The sequence below is a fragment of the Serratia sp. BNK-33-b genome (assembly GCF_048684565.1).
Taxonomy (GTDB): Bacteria; Pseudomonadota; Gammaproteobacteria; order Enterobacterales; family Enterobacteriaceae; genus Serratia; species Serratia marcescens.
The window spans coordinates 3,132,692-3,146,474 of sequence record NZ_JBLQTZ010000001.1; the positions used below are offsets into that span (position 1 = coordinate 3,132,692).

Consider the following 13,783-nt stretch of genomic DNA (forward strand, 5'->3'; position numbering starts at 1 on the left):
TCGGCTGGAAAAGCGCTATGCTCAGCGCAGAGCGAATTTAACGATGGAGAAGCAAGATGAGTCACGCAAATGATGCTGCGGTAGAGACCCTGCTGGCGGACATCGGCAGCACGCACGATGAGCTGCTGGCCATTGTGCAGCAGGTACGTCGGATCGCCGCGACAAGCGGCAGTGGCGTCACCGAATCGGTCAAATACGGCGGCATCATGTTCTCGCATACTCAATTTTTCTGCGGCGTTTTCGCCTATCGCCACCACGTCACGGTGGAGTTCGGTCACGGCTACCGGCTGGTAGACAGCCATCATCAGCTCGAAGGCAACGGCCAATATCGGCGGCACATCAAGCTCCACTCGCTCGCCGAGGTGAAAAGCAAGCATCTGGCGGACTACATTAAACAGGCCTACGCGCTGGCGACAGACTGAATTCTCGACATAAAAAAAGCGCCCGCAGGCGCTTTTTTCTCGTAGCTTGCCGTTTAGCCAATATATTCCAGGCCGCCCATATAAGGACGCAGCACTTCAGGCACCTGAATGCGACCGTCGGCCTGCTGGTAGTTTTCCAGCACTGCCACCAGCGTACGGCCGACCGCCAGGCCGGAGCCGTTCAGCGTGTGAACCAGACGCGGCTTCTTGTCGGCCTTGCTGCGGCAACGCGCCTGCATGCGACGCGCCTGGAAGTCCCACATGTTGGAGCAGGACGAGATCTCGCGGTAGGTGTTCTGCGCCGGCAACCACACTTCCAGATCGTAGGTCTTGCATGCGCCGAAGCCCATATCGCCGGTGCACAGCAGCACCTTGCGGTAAGGCAGGTTCAGCAGCTGCAGCACTTTTTCCGCGTGACCGGTCAGCTCTTCCAGGGCATCCATCGAATCTTCCGGACGGACGATCTGCACCATCTCGACCTTGTCGAACTGGTGCATGCGGATCAAACCGCGGGTATCGCGACCGTAAGAACCGGCTTCCGCACGGAAGCATGGCGTGTGCGCGGTCATCTTCAGCGGCAGAGTTTCCTCTTCCACGATCTCGTCGCGCACCAGGTTGGTCAGCGGCACTTCCGCCGTTGGGATCAGCGCGTAGTTGCTGCTGTCGGCTTCTTCTTCCAGCGGGCGGGTATGGAACAGATCTTCGCCGAACTTCGGCAGTTGGCCGGTGCCATACAGCGTGGCGTGGTTGACCAGATAAGGTACGTAGGCCTCCAGGTAGCCGTGCTGCTCGGTGTGCAGATCCAGCATGAACTGGGACAGCGCGCGGTGCATGCGGGCGATTTGCCCTTTCATGACCACGAAACGCGAACCGGTCAGCTTAACCGCGGCGGCAAAATCCAGCCCGCCGGCCATTTCGCCCAGATCGACGTGATCGCGCACCGCGAAGTCGTACTGGCGCGGTTCGCCCCAGCGGGTGACTTCCAGGTTTTCGCTGTCGTCTTTACCATCCGGCACCGCGTCGTCCGGCAGGTTAGGCAGCGTCAGAGCGTAATCGCGGATCTCGCTTTGCAGCGCATCCAGCGCCGCCTTGGCGGCATCCAGCTTGTCACCCAGCTCGTTCACTTCGCGACGCAGCGGCTCGATGTCTTCCCCACGCGCTTTGGCCGCGCCGATGGATTTCGATCGGGAGTTGCGTTCCGCTTGCAGCGTTTCAGTTTCTACCTGCAGAACTTTGCGGCGTTCTTCCTGCGAACGCAGCAGATCCAGATCGAGTTTAAAGCCTCGGCGAGCCAGTTTGACGGCGACTGCGTCTAGCTCATTACGCAGCAGATTGGGATCGAGCATGCTAATCCTGTGCTTGTTGTTATTGAAAGAAGTGTTGTTGTTCTATGCGGCTGATTTATAGCCGCATAAAAGAAGAGTGATACCCGCTAACCTTACCGCAACGGCCACGCTAGCGGTAGCGTTTTGTCGGGCTATTTTGATCCTGCTCAGCCAGCCATGCCAACTTTTCGCCGATTTTCCCTTCCAGCCCGCGCGAGGTCGGTTGGTAGTAGCGCGTATGGGCCATTTCGGGCGGGAAATAGTTCTCGCCGGCGGCGTAGGCGTTGGGTTCGTCGTGGGCGTAACGGTATTCCGCCCCCAGCCCCATCTCCTTCATCAGCTTGGTCGGCGCGTTGCGCAGGTGCTCCGGCACGTCATAATCGGCCTGCTCTTTGGCATCGCGCATGGCGGCCTTGAACGCGGTGTAAACCGCATTGCTTTTCGGCGCGCAGGCCAGGTAAACAATCGCCTGCGCGATGGCGCGTTCGCCCTCGGCCGGCCCCACGCGGGTGAAGCAATCCCAGGCGGCGATCGCCACCTGCATGCCGCGCGGATCGGCGTTGCCCACGTCTTCAGAGGCAATCGCCAACAGACGGCGCGCCACATAGAGCGGATCGCCGCCGGCGGTAATGATGCGCGCATACCAGTACAGCGCGGCGTCCGGCGCCGAACCGCGCACTGATTTATGCAGCGCGGAAATCAGGTCGTAATAACGGTCGCCCTTGTTGTCGAAGCGCGCGCTGCGCTCGCCCGACACCTCTTTCAGCAACTCCGGCGTCAGCACCCGCACGCCTTTGGCATCGATCTCCGCCATGTCCGCCATCATTTCCAGGCTGTTCAGCGCCCGGCGCGCATCGCCGCCCACCAACTCCGACAGCAGGCGGCGCGTTTCCGCGGGCAGCTCGACGTTCTGATTGCCAAAGCCGCGCGCCTTGTCGCTCATCGCCTGATCCAGCACCTGGCCGATATCTTCGGCGGTCAGCGCCTTCAGTAGGTAAACGCGGGCGCGGGACAACAGCGCCGAGTTCAGTTCGAACGACGGGTTTTCGGTGGTGGCGCCGATAAAGGTGATGGTGCCGTCTTCGATATGCGGCAGGAAAGCGTCCTGCTGGCTTTTGTTAAAGCGGTGCACTTCGTCGACGAACAGGATGGTGCGGCGGCCGGCGTCGCGGTTTTGCCGCGCCCGCTCAATCGCCTCGCGGATCTCCTTGATGCCGGAGGTCACGGCAGAGATCCGTTCGACATCCGCCTGGCCATAACGGCCGATCAGCTCTGCCAACGTCGTCTTCCCGGTGCCCGGCGGCCCCCATAAAATCATCGAGTGCAGTTGCCCGGCCTCAATGGCGCGCGGCAGCGGCTTGCCGGCGGCCAGCAGGTGTTGCTGGCCGATATACTGCGCCAGCGTGGTCGGCCGCATGCGCGCGGCCAACGGCTGGAACTCGTTCTGGGAAAAATCGAGCGACAGATTATTACTCACTTGCACCTCACTGGCGCTGGTCGTCCAGCGTCACCCCCTTCGGCGGGGTAAATTTGAATTTGGCCGGATCGGCGGCGACGTTCTGCTGGCTTTTCAGCGTATAAGCACTACGCTGGCCATCCTGCTCCACCGCGGCGAAGCTGCGGATGGTGCCGCTGTTGGTCACGCTGATGGCGAATTGCTTCAGGTTGCCGCTGGCGGATTTCGGCGTTAATTCAAAATCATCGCCCTTTTGCTTCACGTTGTACTGTTTCCAGTCGCTGGCATTATTGCGGGTAATCAGCATAAACGGCGTATTGCCGGTGGCGTTCTTCAACCAGGTCGCCGTCACCTGCTCGACGAACGGGTTGTAAAACCACAGGGTTTGACCATCGGAGACCAGCACGCTCTCATCGGGTGACGTCATGTGCCAGTTGAACAGGTTCGGCCGCTTCACCCACAGCTCGCCTTCACCCTGTTGCACCGCGGCGCCTTCGGCGCTGGTCACGGTTTGCGAGAAGCTGGCGTGGAAACTGTTCACCTTCGCCAGGCGACTTTGCAGATCCTGTGCGGCGTCGGCCAGCACGGAGGTAGAAGCGAATCCCGAAAGCAGACAGCAGGCAACTAACAGTTTTTTCATTATTCCAGATACCTTATGAAATGCGTTAACCGCAGGGCGACGCCGTGCGGGTCAATCAACCCTTTACTCCCGTTACTTTACCTGAAGCCGGCGATCGGCCGGTAGGCCAATGTTCCGAGAAGAAACGGGTTTACGCTTCTTTGCACAAGGGCCGCTTAAGCGGCCCTTTCTTATTAAATTGCAATGGCTAAGCGACCATCAATCGTGCCGCGGCGGCGCCAGCACCTCGCGGTTGCCGTTATGCCCCTGCTCGCTGACGATGCCCTGCGCCTCCATCTGTTCGATGATGCGCGCCGCGCGGTTATAGCCGATGCGGAACTGGCGCTGTACGCCGGAGATGGAGGCGCGGCGTTTATCCACCACGAAATCCACCGCCTGGTCAAACAGCGGATCCAGCTCTTCGTCGCCGTCCATGCCGCCGCCGGCACCGCCCTCGCCGTCTTCGCCGCCGCTGAGAATGCCCTCTTTATATTGGGGCCGCTCGCGCGCTTTCCAATCCTTGACCACCGCGTGCACTTCCTGATCGCGCACGAATGCGCCATGCACGCGCACCGGGATCGAGGAGTTCGGCGCCAGATAGAGCATGTCACCCATGCCCAGCAAGGACTCGGCGCCCCCCTGATCGAGGATGGTGCGGGAGTCGATCTTGCTCGACACGGTAAAGGCGATGCGCGTCGGAATGTTGGCCTTGATCAGGCCGGTGATCACATCCACCGACGGACGCTGGGTCGCCAGCACCAGATGGATGCCCGCCGCACGCGCTTTCTGCGCCAGGCGAGCGATCAGCTCTTCGACCTTCTTGCCGACCGTCATGATCAGATCGGCGAATTCGTCGACCATCACCACGATGTACGGCTCTTTCTCCAACACCGGCGGCGTGATGTCCATGCTGTCGGTCGGCTTCCAGAATGGATCCGGGATCGGACGCCCCATCGCTTCGGCCTGATCGACGCGCTCGTTGTAGCCGGCCAGGTTACGCACGCCCAGGGCAGACATCAGCTTGTAGCGGCGTTCCATTTCACCCACGCACCAGCGCAGCGCGTTGGCGGCGTCTTTCATGTCGGTGACCACGTCGGTCAACAGGTGTGGAATGCCTTCGTAAACCGACAGTTCCAGCATTTTCGGGTCGATCATGATAAAGCGCACTTCTTTCGGCGTGGCCTTATACAAGATGCTCAGGATCATGGCGTTGACCCCGACCGACTTACCGGAACCGGTGGTACCGGCGACCAGCAAGTGCGGCATTTTGCCCAGATCGGCCACGACCGGTTCGCCGGAGATGTCTTTACCCAATACGATGGACAGCGGCGACGGATTGTCACGGAAAGCCGGGCAATCCAGCACTTCACGCAGATACACCGTTTGCCGTTTGGCGTTCGGCAGCTCCAGACCGACATAAGGCTTGCCGGGGATCACTTCCACCACGCGCACCGCCGAAGTCGACAGCGAGCGCGCCAGATCGCGCGACAGGTTGGAAATGCGCGCCGCTTTAACGCCCGGCGCCAGATCCAGCTCGAAGCGGGTGATGACCGGCCCCGGCAGGATGTCCACCACGTCAGCTTTCACGCGGTAATCGGCCAGGCTGGCCTCCACCAGGCGCGCCTTCTGTTCCAGCGCGAAGGAATCGACCGGCTCCACCTCTTTCGGCGCCTCGGTCAACAGATCCAGCGTCGGCAGCGGCGTGGTCGGCTTCTGCAGCGGCTGATCGTTGCGCATCAGGAACGGGTGAATCAGACTGTCCATCGCAGGATGTTGCTCTGCCTGAGCTTGCTGAGGCTGCTGCTGCGCCGGTTGCTGTGGCTGCTGATATTGCTGCTGCGACGGCTGTTGATACTGCTGTTGCTGCGGCTGCTGATATTGCTGCTGCGACGGCTGTTGATACTGCTGTTGCTGCGGCTGCTGATATTGCTGCTGCGACGGCTGTTGATGCTGCTGTTGCTGCGGCTGCTGGTATTGTTGAGGCTGCGGGTGCGATTGCTGAGGTTGGGCAGCCGGCGCCGCCGGCTCAAACTGACCGAACGACACATCGTCCTCTTGCTCGCTTTGCTGTTCAATGCGCTCTTCAAGCTGCGGGGACAGCGTGAACATCGGCTCGCTCGGGCCATCGTCCACCAGATCCGCCATCGGCGAGAAGCTGAAAGCATTGCGGGTATCGATCGGGCTGGCGGCCGGCGCCTGCGGAGCAGATGCTTGCTGGCCGTAGCGCGCCTGCTGCTGCTCGGCAAACGCCTGGCGCAGCGCGGCCTCTTGCTGCGCCTCTTCGTCGTCCTGTTGATAGCCTTCGCCGTAGCGTTGGTGCTGCTGCTCGGCAAACGCCTTGCTCAGCTCGGCTTCCTGCAATGCGCTCTCGTCATCTTGTTGCTCAGACGCGTAGCTTTCGCCATAGCGCTGGCTTTGCTGCTCGGCAAACGCCTGACGCAGCGCGGCTTCCTGTAGCGCCTCTTCGTCCTGCGGGTTCACCGCCGCCGGCTGCTGAGGCTCCGCCTCTGTCTGGCGCTGTTCCTGTTCGGCCGCACGCTGTGAAGGCAGCTTGATGCCGTAGGAAGCCAGTTCGCGACGGGTCGGGATGCGCACCGGGTTCGGCCGCGGCAGCTCAGGGCCGATGCCCTGCTTAACCTGCGGATTGCCGTCACTGGTCGCCGTGAAGGCCGGCATAAAGGTCGCCGCTGCGACGCCCGCAGCAGCAGCGGCTGCCGCCGTATCCGGCTGCGGTTTGGCGCCGGTGGCGCTGAAACCGCTCGAACTGCCGATGTCGACGCTGTCACGCTGTGCGGCGGTAAAATCAAAGGGAGAACGCGCCGGCGGCTGCGGCGCGACCGGCTCTTGCCAGTTGCCAAGGCGCGGCTCATCGTCATCCTGATAAGGATCGACAGGACGCGTCGCCTTAGGCGCAGGCGTTTCTTCCGGGATCTCGAAGGAATACAGCGGCGGCGTAGCGTCTTGCGCCGGGGCGCTCACCGGGTGCTGATTGACCGAGGCCGGCGCGGCCGGCGCCACCGTTACCGACGGCGCCTGAGCGGCGATCGGCGCAGCAACGGGCTCGTGGATCTCTGCCTTCACCGCCGGTGCAGGCGAAGCCGCCGGCGCGATGGGTGCGGCTTCTGCTTCAAGCTCGTCATCGTCGGCGCGCAGGCCGCTGAGCAACGGATCGGCGGCGTCTTCTGCCGCCGCTTTGGCGCTTTCGGTGACCGAAGGCGCGGAGAACAGCACGTCGTCATCGGCGGCCGCGGCTCCGGCGGCGGTCGCGGCAACCGCTGCGGCGGCGCCCTTCCCTGCCTGCTCAGGCTCGTCGTCAACGTAACGCTCGTCATCCTCAAAATAGCGCTCTTCGCGACGTGAGCGATTGGTCATCACCGTCGCGACGCCCAGCACCGCCCCGCCGATCTTCTCGGCGATCACCAGCCAGGACCAGCCGGTAAACAGCGTCAACCCCGCCGCCCATACGCACAGCAGCGCCAGCGTAGCGCCGATGCCGTTGAACCACGGCAACATGGCGTTGCTCAGCAGGCTGCCGATCACGCCGCCGGAAGCGAAGTAATAGAGATCGTCGACGTTCAGCGCCGCCAGCCCGCAGGAGGTGAGCACTAACGCCAGGGTGCCGATCAGGCGCAGGGAAAGCGCGAAATAGTCGATGTAGTCTCTGTTGCTGCGTTGGCGATAAGCCGCCCAGCACAAGACCAGCATGATCGGCGGTATCGCGTAGGCGAGCACCCCGAAGGTGAAGAACAGCGTATCGGCCAACCAGGCCCCGACACCGCCGCCCAGATTGTGAATCGGCTCATGCCACGCGGTCTGCGACCAGCTTGGGTCAGACGGGTTGAAACTGACCAGCGCAGCCATGAGGTAAACGGCAAAAATCGCTACCACGATAAGCACAGCTTCCAGCAAACGCCGGCCACTGCTGAGTCTTTTCAGGGTAACTTCTTTATCTTCTGTATATTCCTGGCTCAAGAAAGGCTCTCCAGGTTCCTGTTAGCTGACATAGCAACAGCGCCGAGAAACTGCCCCGGCGCCGAAACTGTATGAATAAACAGGAGTGTAACCAATTTAATCAGGTTTTGCACCTGCACCTTACCGTGTTTTGATAACCAGACGGTTACTCTGTTTCACTTCTTCCATCACTACGTAGGTACGGGTGTCGTTAACCCCCGGCAAACGCAGCAAGGTTTCGCCCAGCAATTTGCGGTAAGCCGACATGTCCGGTACGCGGGTTTTCAACAGGTAGTCGAAATCGCCGGAAACCAGATGACACTCCTGAATCTCTTCAAGCTTCTGCACTGCCGAGTTGAATTGCTCAAACACATCCGGCGCGCCGCGGTTCAGCGTGATCTCCACGAAAACCAGCAGGGACGCATCCAGATAATGCGGGTTAAGCAATGCGGTATAGCCATGAATGAAACCCTGGCGCTCAAGACGGCGCACGCGTTCCAAACATGGTGTCGGGGATAACCCCACGCGCTTCGAAAGCTCGACGTTCGAAATACGCCCATCCTTCTGCAGCTCATTCAGGATGTTGCGGTCGATACGGTCAAGATCTTTACCCGGGCGTTTCTTGTTGTCTGCCATTATTATTGTCTCTCTTATTTTCTTCCGTGCACTTGCCACACCCTAGCCAACGTCAATGTGTAAGGGTTCGTTCCAAGCGAAGACCCGATGCCTGTCATATGCTTCTTCACTACCATCATTCCACGCCGCGCAGCCTGTCTGTCCAACCCCGCGCGACGCAGGTAACGACGTTTAGGTCGAGAAAAAATCAGCAAACGCTTGCGCGCTCTGCTCCGCCCACCCATCGCGCATTGCCGCCTCGCGGCGCAAATACGTACGATTTGCTGGTGTTACGGGGATAATTTCTTCTTCCTATGATGTTTTCGCAAATGCGCAGCGGATTGTCAAAGTAAAAGAAGCAAAATCAGAACAACGTACCGTCACGAAAAGTCTGCATCCCATTTTTGGTTATGAATCGCTGGCAGATAAACCCCGGCGGGGAGCGGCTGAAGCCGCAGAATGCGCCGTTTTTGCGCGGTTGGCGATTCGGCGGCCGAATGCGGCTTTGATAAGGTAAATTTCTGCGTTCGGCGTACGATTTGCCGACAGCGGGTGCATTAATAGGCGACAACTATCATACAAATCGTTAACAACGTCGCCCGGCGCTTTTTTTACTGCGCCATTTTCCCTACAATCGGCTTCATTGTCCGCCATTGTGGAATAAAGAGGTTATTCATGGGCACGGCTAAACATAGCAAATTACTGATTCTGGGCTCCGGCCCGGCCGGTTACACCGCCGCCGTCTACGCGGCGCGCGCCAACCTGAATCCGGTGCTGATCACCGGTCTGGAGCAAGGCGGCCAGCTGACCACCACCACCGAAGTGGAAAACTGGCCGGGTGACGCCGACGGCCTGACCGGTCCGGCGCTGATGGAGCGCATGCGCGAGCACGCGGAGAAGTTCCAAACTGAAATCGTCTTCGATCATATCAACAGCGTCGATCTGCAGCAGCGTCCGTTCCGCCTGTTCGGCGACAGCGGCGAATACAGCTGCGACGCGCTGATCATCGCGACCGGCGCCTCCGCCCGCTACCTTGGCCTGCCTTCCGAAGACGCCTTCAAGGGCAAAGGCGTTTCCGCCTGCGCGACCTGCGACGGTTTCTTCTACCGCAACCAGAAAGTCGCGGTGGTCGGCGGCGGCAACACCGCCGTTGAAGAAGCGCTGTACCTGTCCAACATCGCCGCCGAGGTTCACCTGATCCACCGTCGCGACAGCTTCCGCTCAGAGAAGATACTGATCGACCGGCTGATGGAAAAAGTGAAAAGCGGCAACATCGTGTTGCACACCGACCATACGTTGGACGAAGTGCTGGGCGATGAAATGGGCGTGACCGGCGTGCGCATCCGCAGCACCAAAGCGGAAAACGAAACCCGTGAACTGGAACTGGCCGGCGTGTTCATCGCTATCGGCCACAGCCCGAACACCGGCATCTTCGGCGGCCAGCTGGAGCTGGAAAACGGCTACATCAAGGTACAGTCCGGCATTCACGGCAATGCGACCCAGACCACTATCCCCGGCGTCTTCGCCGCAGGCGACGTGATGGATCATGTCTACCGCCAGGCGATCACTTCCGCCGGCACCGGCTGTATGGCGGCGCTGGACGCAGAACGTTACCTGGACGGCATCGCCGGCGCAGAAGTCTGCTAAGACGTTTTCATCATCGGCAAAAAGCGGCTCTCGAGCCGCTTTTTTTGTTTCCCCCTCCGCCCCCCTTCTCGCGTCTGTTATAGCCACATTTGGCCGCTTTATTATTTTCAGTCTGCCGGGTGACGAGGTAACATGGGACCTCGCTTGTTTGTCGCCGATTGCGCCAAACACTATTATTTAACAGTACGTTAACCCAGCCCGTAACAAACGGGCGCCGGCGACGCAGACGCATATCTGATGAAAAAAACCAGACAGCAACAGTTAACCCGTTGGCTTAAAACCCAGAGTTCGTTGGCGCAGCGTTGGCTGCGCCTTTCCATGCTGTTGGGGCTGTTCAGCGGCCTGCTGATCGTGGCGCAGGCGTGGCTGCTGGCCAGCCTGCTGCACGCCCTGATCATCGAACATACCCCACGCGAACAGCTGCTCCCTTCGTTTATCTGGCTGGCCGCCGCGTTCGCATTGCGGGCGCTGTTGAGCTGGCTGCGAGAGCGGGTCGGTTTCCTGTGTGGCCAGGTGATCCGTCAGCGCATGCGCCAGCAGGTGCTGGATAAGCTGCAGCAGCTCGGCCCGGCCTGGATCCAGGGCAAACCGGCGGGCAGTTGGGCCAGCATCATCGTCGAGCAGATCGAGGATATGCAGGACTATTACTCGCGCTATCTGCCGCAGATGTATCTGGCGGTCTTCATCCCGCTGCTAATCCTGATCGCCGTCTTCCCGATCAATTGGGCCGCCGGTTTGATTCTGTTGGCGACCGCGCCGCTGATCCCGCTGTTCATGGCGCTGGTCGGTATGGGGGCCGCCGACGCCAACCGCCGCAACTTCGTGGCGCTGGCGCGATTGAGCGGCAACTTCCTTGACCGCCTGCGCGGCCTGGACACCCTGCGGCTGTTCGACCGCGCGCAGGCCGAAACCGCGCAGATCGCCAAATCCTCCGAAGACTTCCGCAGCCGCACCATGGAAGTGCTGCGCATGGCCTTCCTCTCTTCCGGCGTGCTGGAATTCTTCGCTTCGATTTCCATCGCCGTGGTGGCGGTGTACTTTGGCTTTTCTTACCTCGGCGAACTCAATTTCGGCAGCTACGGCCTCGGCGTAACGCTGTTTTCCGGTTTTCTGGTGCTGATTCTGGCGCCGGAGTTTTTCCAACCGCTGCGCGATCTCGGCACCTTCTACCATGCCAAAGCGCAGGCGGTCGGCGCGGCGGAAGCGCTGGAAACCTTCCTCAGCGCCGAAGGCGAGCAGATGGGCAACGGCACGCGGCAGCTGCCCGCCGATCAACCGCTGACGCTACAGGCGAACGCGTTGGAAATCCTGTCGCCGAACGGCGTGTTGCTGGCCGGGCCGCTGAGTTTCACCCTGCAACCGCAGCAGCGCGTGGCGCTGGTCGGGCTGAGCGGCGCCGGCAAAAGTTCGCTGCTCAATCTGCTGCTCGGCTTCCTGCCCTACCGTGGATCGTTGACCGTCAACGGCATCGAACTGCGTGACCTGTCCGCAGAGAACTGGAGGCAGCAGCTGAGCTGGGTCGGGCAAAACCCGCACCTGCCGGCGCAAACCTTGCGCGCCAATATCCTGCTGGGCTGCCCGCAGGCCGATGAAACGCAGCTGCAGCAGGCGGTGGAACACGCCTACGTCAGCGAGCTGTTGCCGTATCTGCCGCAGGGGCTCGACACCGAAGTGGGCGATAACGCCGCCCGCCTGTCGGTCGGCCAGGCGCAGCGCGTGGCGGTCGCCCGGGCGCTGATCGGCCCGCGCCGCTTGCTGCTGCTCGATGAACCGGCCGCCAGCCTCGATGCCCATAGCGAACAACGGGTGATGCAGGCGTTGAATGCCGCTTCGCATCAGCAAACCACCCTGCTGGTGACGCATCAGCTGGAAGATACCGAAGACTACGATCAGATTTGGGTGATGGATAACGGGCGCATCGTGCAACAGGGCGATTACGCCACCCTCAGCGCCCAGCCGGGCCTGTTCGCCACTCTGATCGCCCACCGCCGCGGGGAGCTTTAATCATGCGCGTTTTGCTGCCGTTTTTGGCGTTGTATCGCCGCCATAGCCTGCTGATTAGCCTGGGCATCCTTTTGGCGATCGTCACTCTGCTGGCCAGCATCGGCCTGCTGGCGCTCTCCGGCTGGTTCCTGGCCGCCTCTTCGCTGGCCGGATTGGCGGGTCTGCTGACCTTCAACTACATGCTGCCCGCCGCCGGCGTGCGCGGCGCGGCGATCTTCCGCACCGCCGGGCGCTACGCCGAGCGCGTGGTCAGCCACGACGCCACCTTCCGCGTGCTGTCGCACCTGCGGGTGTTCACCTTCAGCAAGATCCTGCCGCTGACGCCGGGCGGCATCGCCCGTTTCCGCCAGGCCGACCTGCTCAACCGCCTGGTGGCGGACGTGGACACGCTGGATCATCTTTATCTGCGGGTGATCTCGCCGCTGATCAGCGCGGCGGTGGTGATCCTGGTCGTCACCTACGGCCTGAGCTGGCTGGATCCTGCACTCGCCCTGACGCTGGGCGGCATTCTGTTGCTGCTATTGCTGCTGGTGCCGCCGGTGTTCTATCGCGCCGGCAAACCGATCGGCGGGCAACTCACCGCCCTGCGCGGCCAATACCGCACCGACCTGACCGCCTGGCTGCAGGGGCAGGCGGAGCTGGTGGTGTTCGGCGCCGTCAACGACTTCCGCCAGACGCTGAATGCCACCGAACAGCTGTGGCAACGCCGCCAGTGGCAGCAAGCCTCGCTGAGCGGCAAGGCGCAGGCGCTGATGATCCTCGCCAGCGGGCTGACGGTGACGCTGCTGCTGTGGCTGACCGCCGCCGGCATCGGCGGCGATACCCAACCCGGCGCGCTGATCGCGCTGTTTGTCTTCGCCGCGCTGGCGTCGTTCGAAGCGCTGATGCCGGTGGCCGGCGCCTTCCAGCACCTCGGCCAGGTGATCGCCTCCGCCACGCGGGTCAAACAGATCATCGATCGCCAGCCGGAAGTCACCTTCCCCGCCGCCGGTCCGGCCGCCGCCGACCGGGCGCAGCTCAGCCTGCGGCAGCTGAGTTTCACCTACCCCGATCAGCCGCAGCCGGTGCTGCGCGACGTCACGCTCGAAGTCGCGGCCGGCGAACACATCGCCTTGCTCGGCCGCACCGGCTGCGGCAAGTCCACCCTGCTGCAGCTGCTGACCCGCGCCTGGCGCACCGACGGCGGAAAAATTCTGCTCAACGGCGAACCGCTGGAGGATTATGATGAAACCACGCTGCGCCGAATGACCACGGTCGTCAGCCAGCGAGTGCATATCTTCAGCGATACGCTGCGGGAAAACCTGCGGCTGGCCGCATCGGATGCCGACGACGCTCATTTGAGTGACGTCCTGCAGCAGGTGGGGCTCGGCAAATTGCTGGCCGGCGACGGCGGGCTGAACGCCTGGCTCGGCGAAGGCGGCCGGCAGCTGTCCGGTGGCGAACAGCGCCGGCTGGGCATCGCCCGCGCGCTGCTGCACCCTGCCCCGCTGCTGTTGCTTGACGAACCGACCGAAGGGCTGGACGCCGAGACCGAGCAGCAGATCCTGGCGCTGCTGCGCCGGCATTGTCAGGGCAAGACGCTGATCCTGGTGACGCACCGCCTGTACGGCCTGGAGCATCTCGATCGCATTTGCGTAATGGATGACGGCCAAATTGTCGAACAGGGCGATCACGCCGCCCTAATGCGCCAGCAGGGCCGCTATGCCCGCTTTCGCAACCGTATCAGCAACCTGGCGCCGTAATC

Annotated in this window: 9 protein-coding genes; 4 read left to right on the forward strand and 5 right to left on the reverse strand. The window is 61.7% G+C overall.

Going from position 1 to position 13,783, the window contains the following annotated elements; translation table 11 throughout:
- Positions 1-56: 56 nt before the first annotated feature.
- A complete protein-coding gene (locus tag ACMGGK_RS15095) occupies positions 57-422 on the forward strand; it encodes a DUF1801 domain-containing protein (RefSeq protein WP_049300517.1) in 366 nt (121 codons plus the stop codon).
- A gap of 53 nt (positions 423-475) precedes the next feature.
- Here the strand turns inward: ACMGGK_RS15095 and serS are convergent, their stop codons facing one another.
- The 5 genes from serS to lrp form a co-directional block, all read right to left on the reverse strand.
- On the reverse strand, positions 476-1,768 hold the full coding sequence (serS, locus tag ACMGGK_RS15100; protein WP_016928328.1) for a serine--tRNA ligase: 1,293 nt from the start codon (positions 1,766-1,768) through the stop codon (positions 476-478).
- Between the two features lie 109 nt (positions 1,769-1,877).
- A complete protein-coding gene (locus ACMGGK_RS15105) occupies positions 1,878-3,164 on the reverse strand; it encodes a replication-associated recombination protein A (RefSeq protein ID WP_048796507.1) in 1,287 nt (428 codons plus the stop codon).
- A 67-nt stretch (positions 3,165-3,231) separates the two neighbouring features.
- A complete protein-coding gene (gene lolA / locus ACMGGK_RS15110; RefSeq protein ID WP_015377319.1) occupies positions 3,232-3,843 on the reverse strand; it encodes an outer membrane lipoprotein chaperone LolA in 612 nt (203 codons plus the stop codon).
- 198 nt (positions 3,844-4,041) lie between these two features.
- Entirely contained in the window at positions 4,042-7,794 is a 3,753-nt protein-coding gene (locus ACMGGK_RS15115) for a DNA translocase FtsK 4TM domain-containing protein (protein WP_420276999.1), read from the reverse strand.
- 120 nt (positions 7,795-7,914) lie between these two features.
- Positions 7,915-8,409: a leucine-responsive transcriptional regulator Lrp gene (gene lrp, locus ACMGGK_RS15120; protein WP_004928318.1), complete on the reverse strand. Its 495-nt coding sequence runs from the start codon at positions 8,407-8,409 to the stop codon at positions 7,915-7,917.
- A gap of 654 nt (positions 8,410-9,063) precedes the next feature.
- Between lrp and trxB the strand changes: the two genes are divergently transcribed.
- The 3 genes from trxB to cydC all read left to right on the forward strand — a co-directional run bounded on the left by trxB (position 9,064) and on the right by cydC (position 13,781).
- Positions 9,064-10,035, forward strand: coding sequence for a thioredoxin-disulfide reductase (gene trxB, locus ACMGGK_RS15125; RefSeq protein WP_016928331.1), 972 nt, complete (start codon positions 9,064-9,066; stop codon positions 10,033-10,035).
- A gap of 237 nt (positions 10,036-10,272) precedes the next feature.
- Positions 10,273-12,039, forward strand: coding sequence for a heme ABC transporter permease/ATP-binding protein CydD (gene cydD, locus ACMGGK_RS15130; protein ID WP_049300519.1), 1,767 nt, complete (start codon positions 10,273-10,275; stop codon positions 12,037-12,039).
- 2 nt (positions 12,040-12,041) lie between these two features.
- Positions 12,042-13,781 (forward strand): heme ABC transporter ATP-binding protein/permease CydC, encoded by a 1,740-nt coding sequence (gene cydC, locus ACMGGK_RS15135; RefSeq protein ID WP_164052609.1) that lies wholly within the window; start codon positions 12,042-12,044, stop codon positions 13,779-13,781.
- Positions 13,782-13,783: the final 2 nt, after the last annotated feature.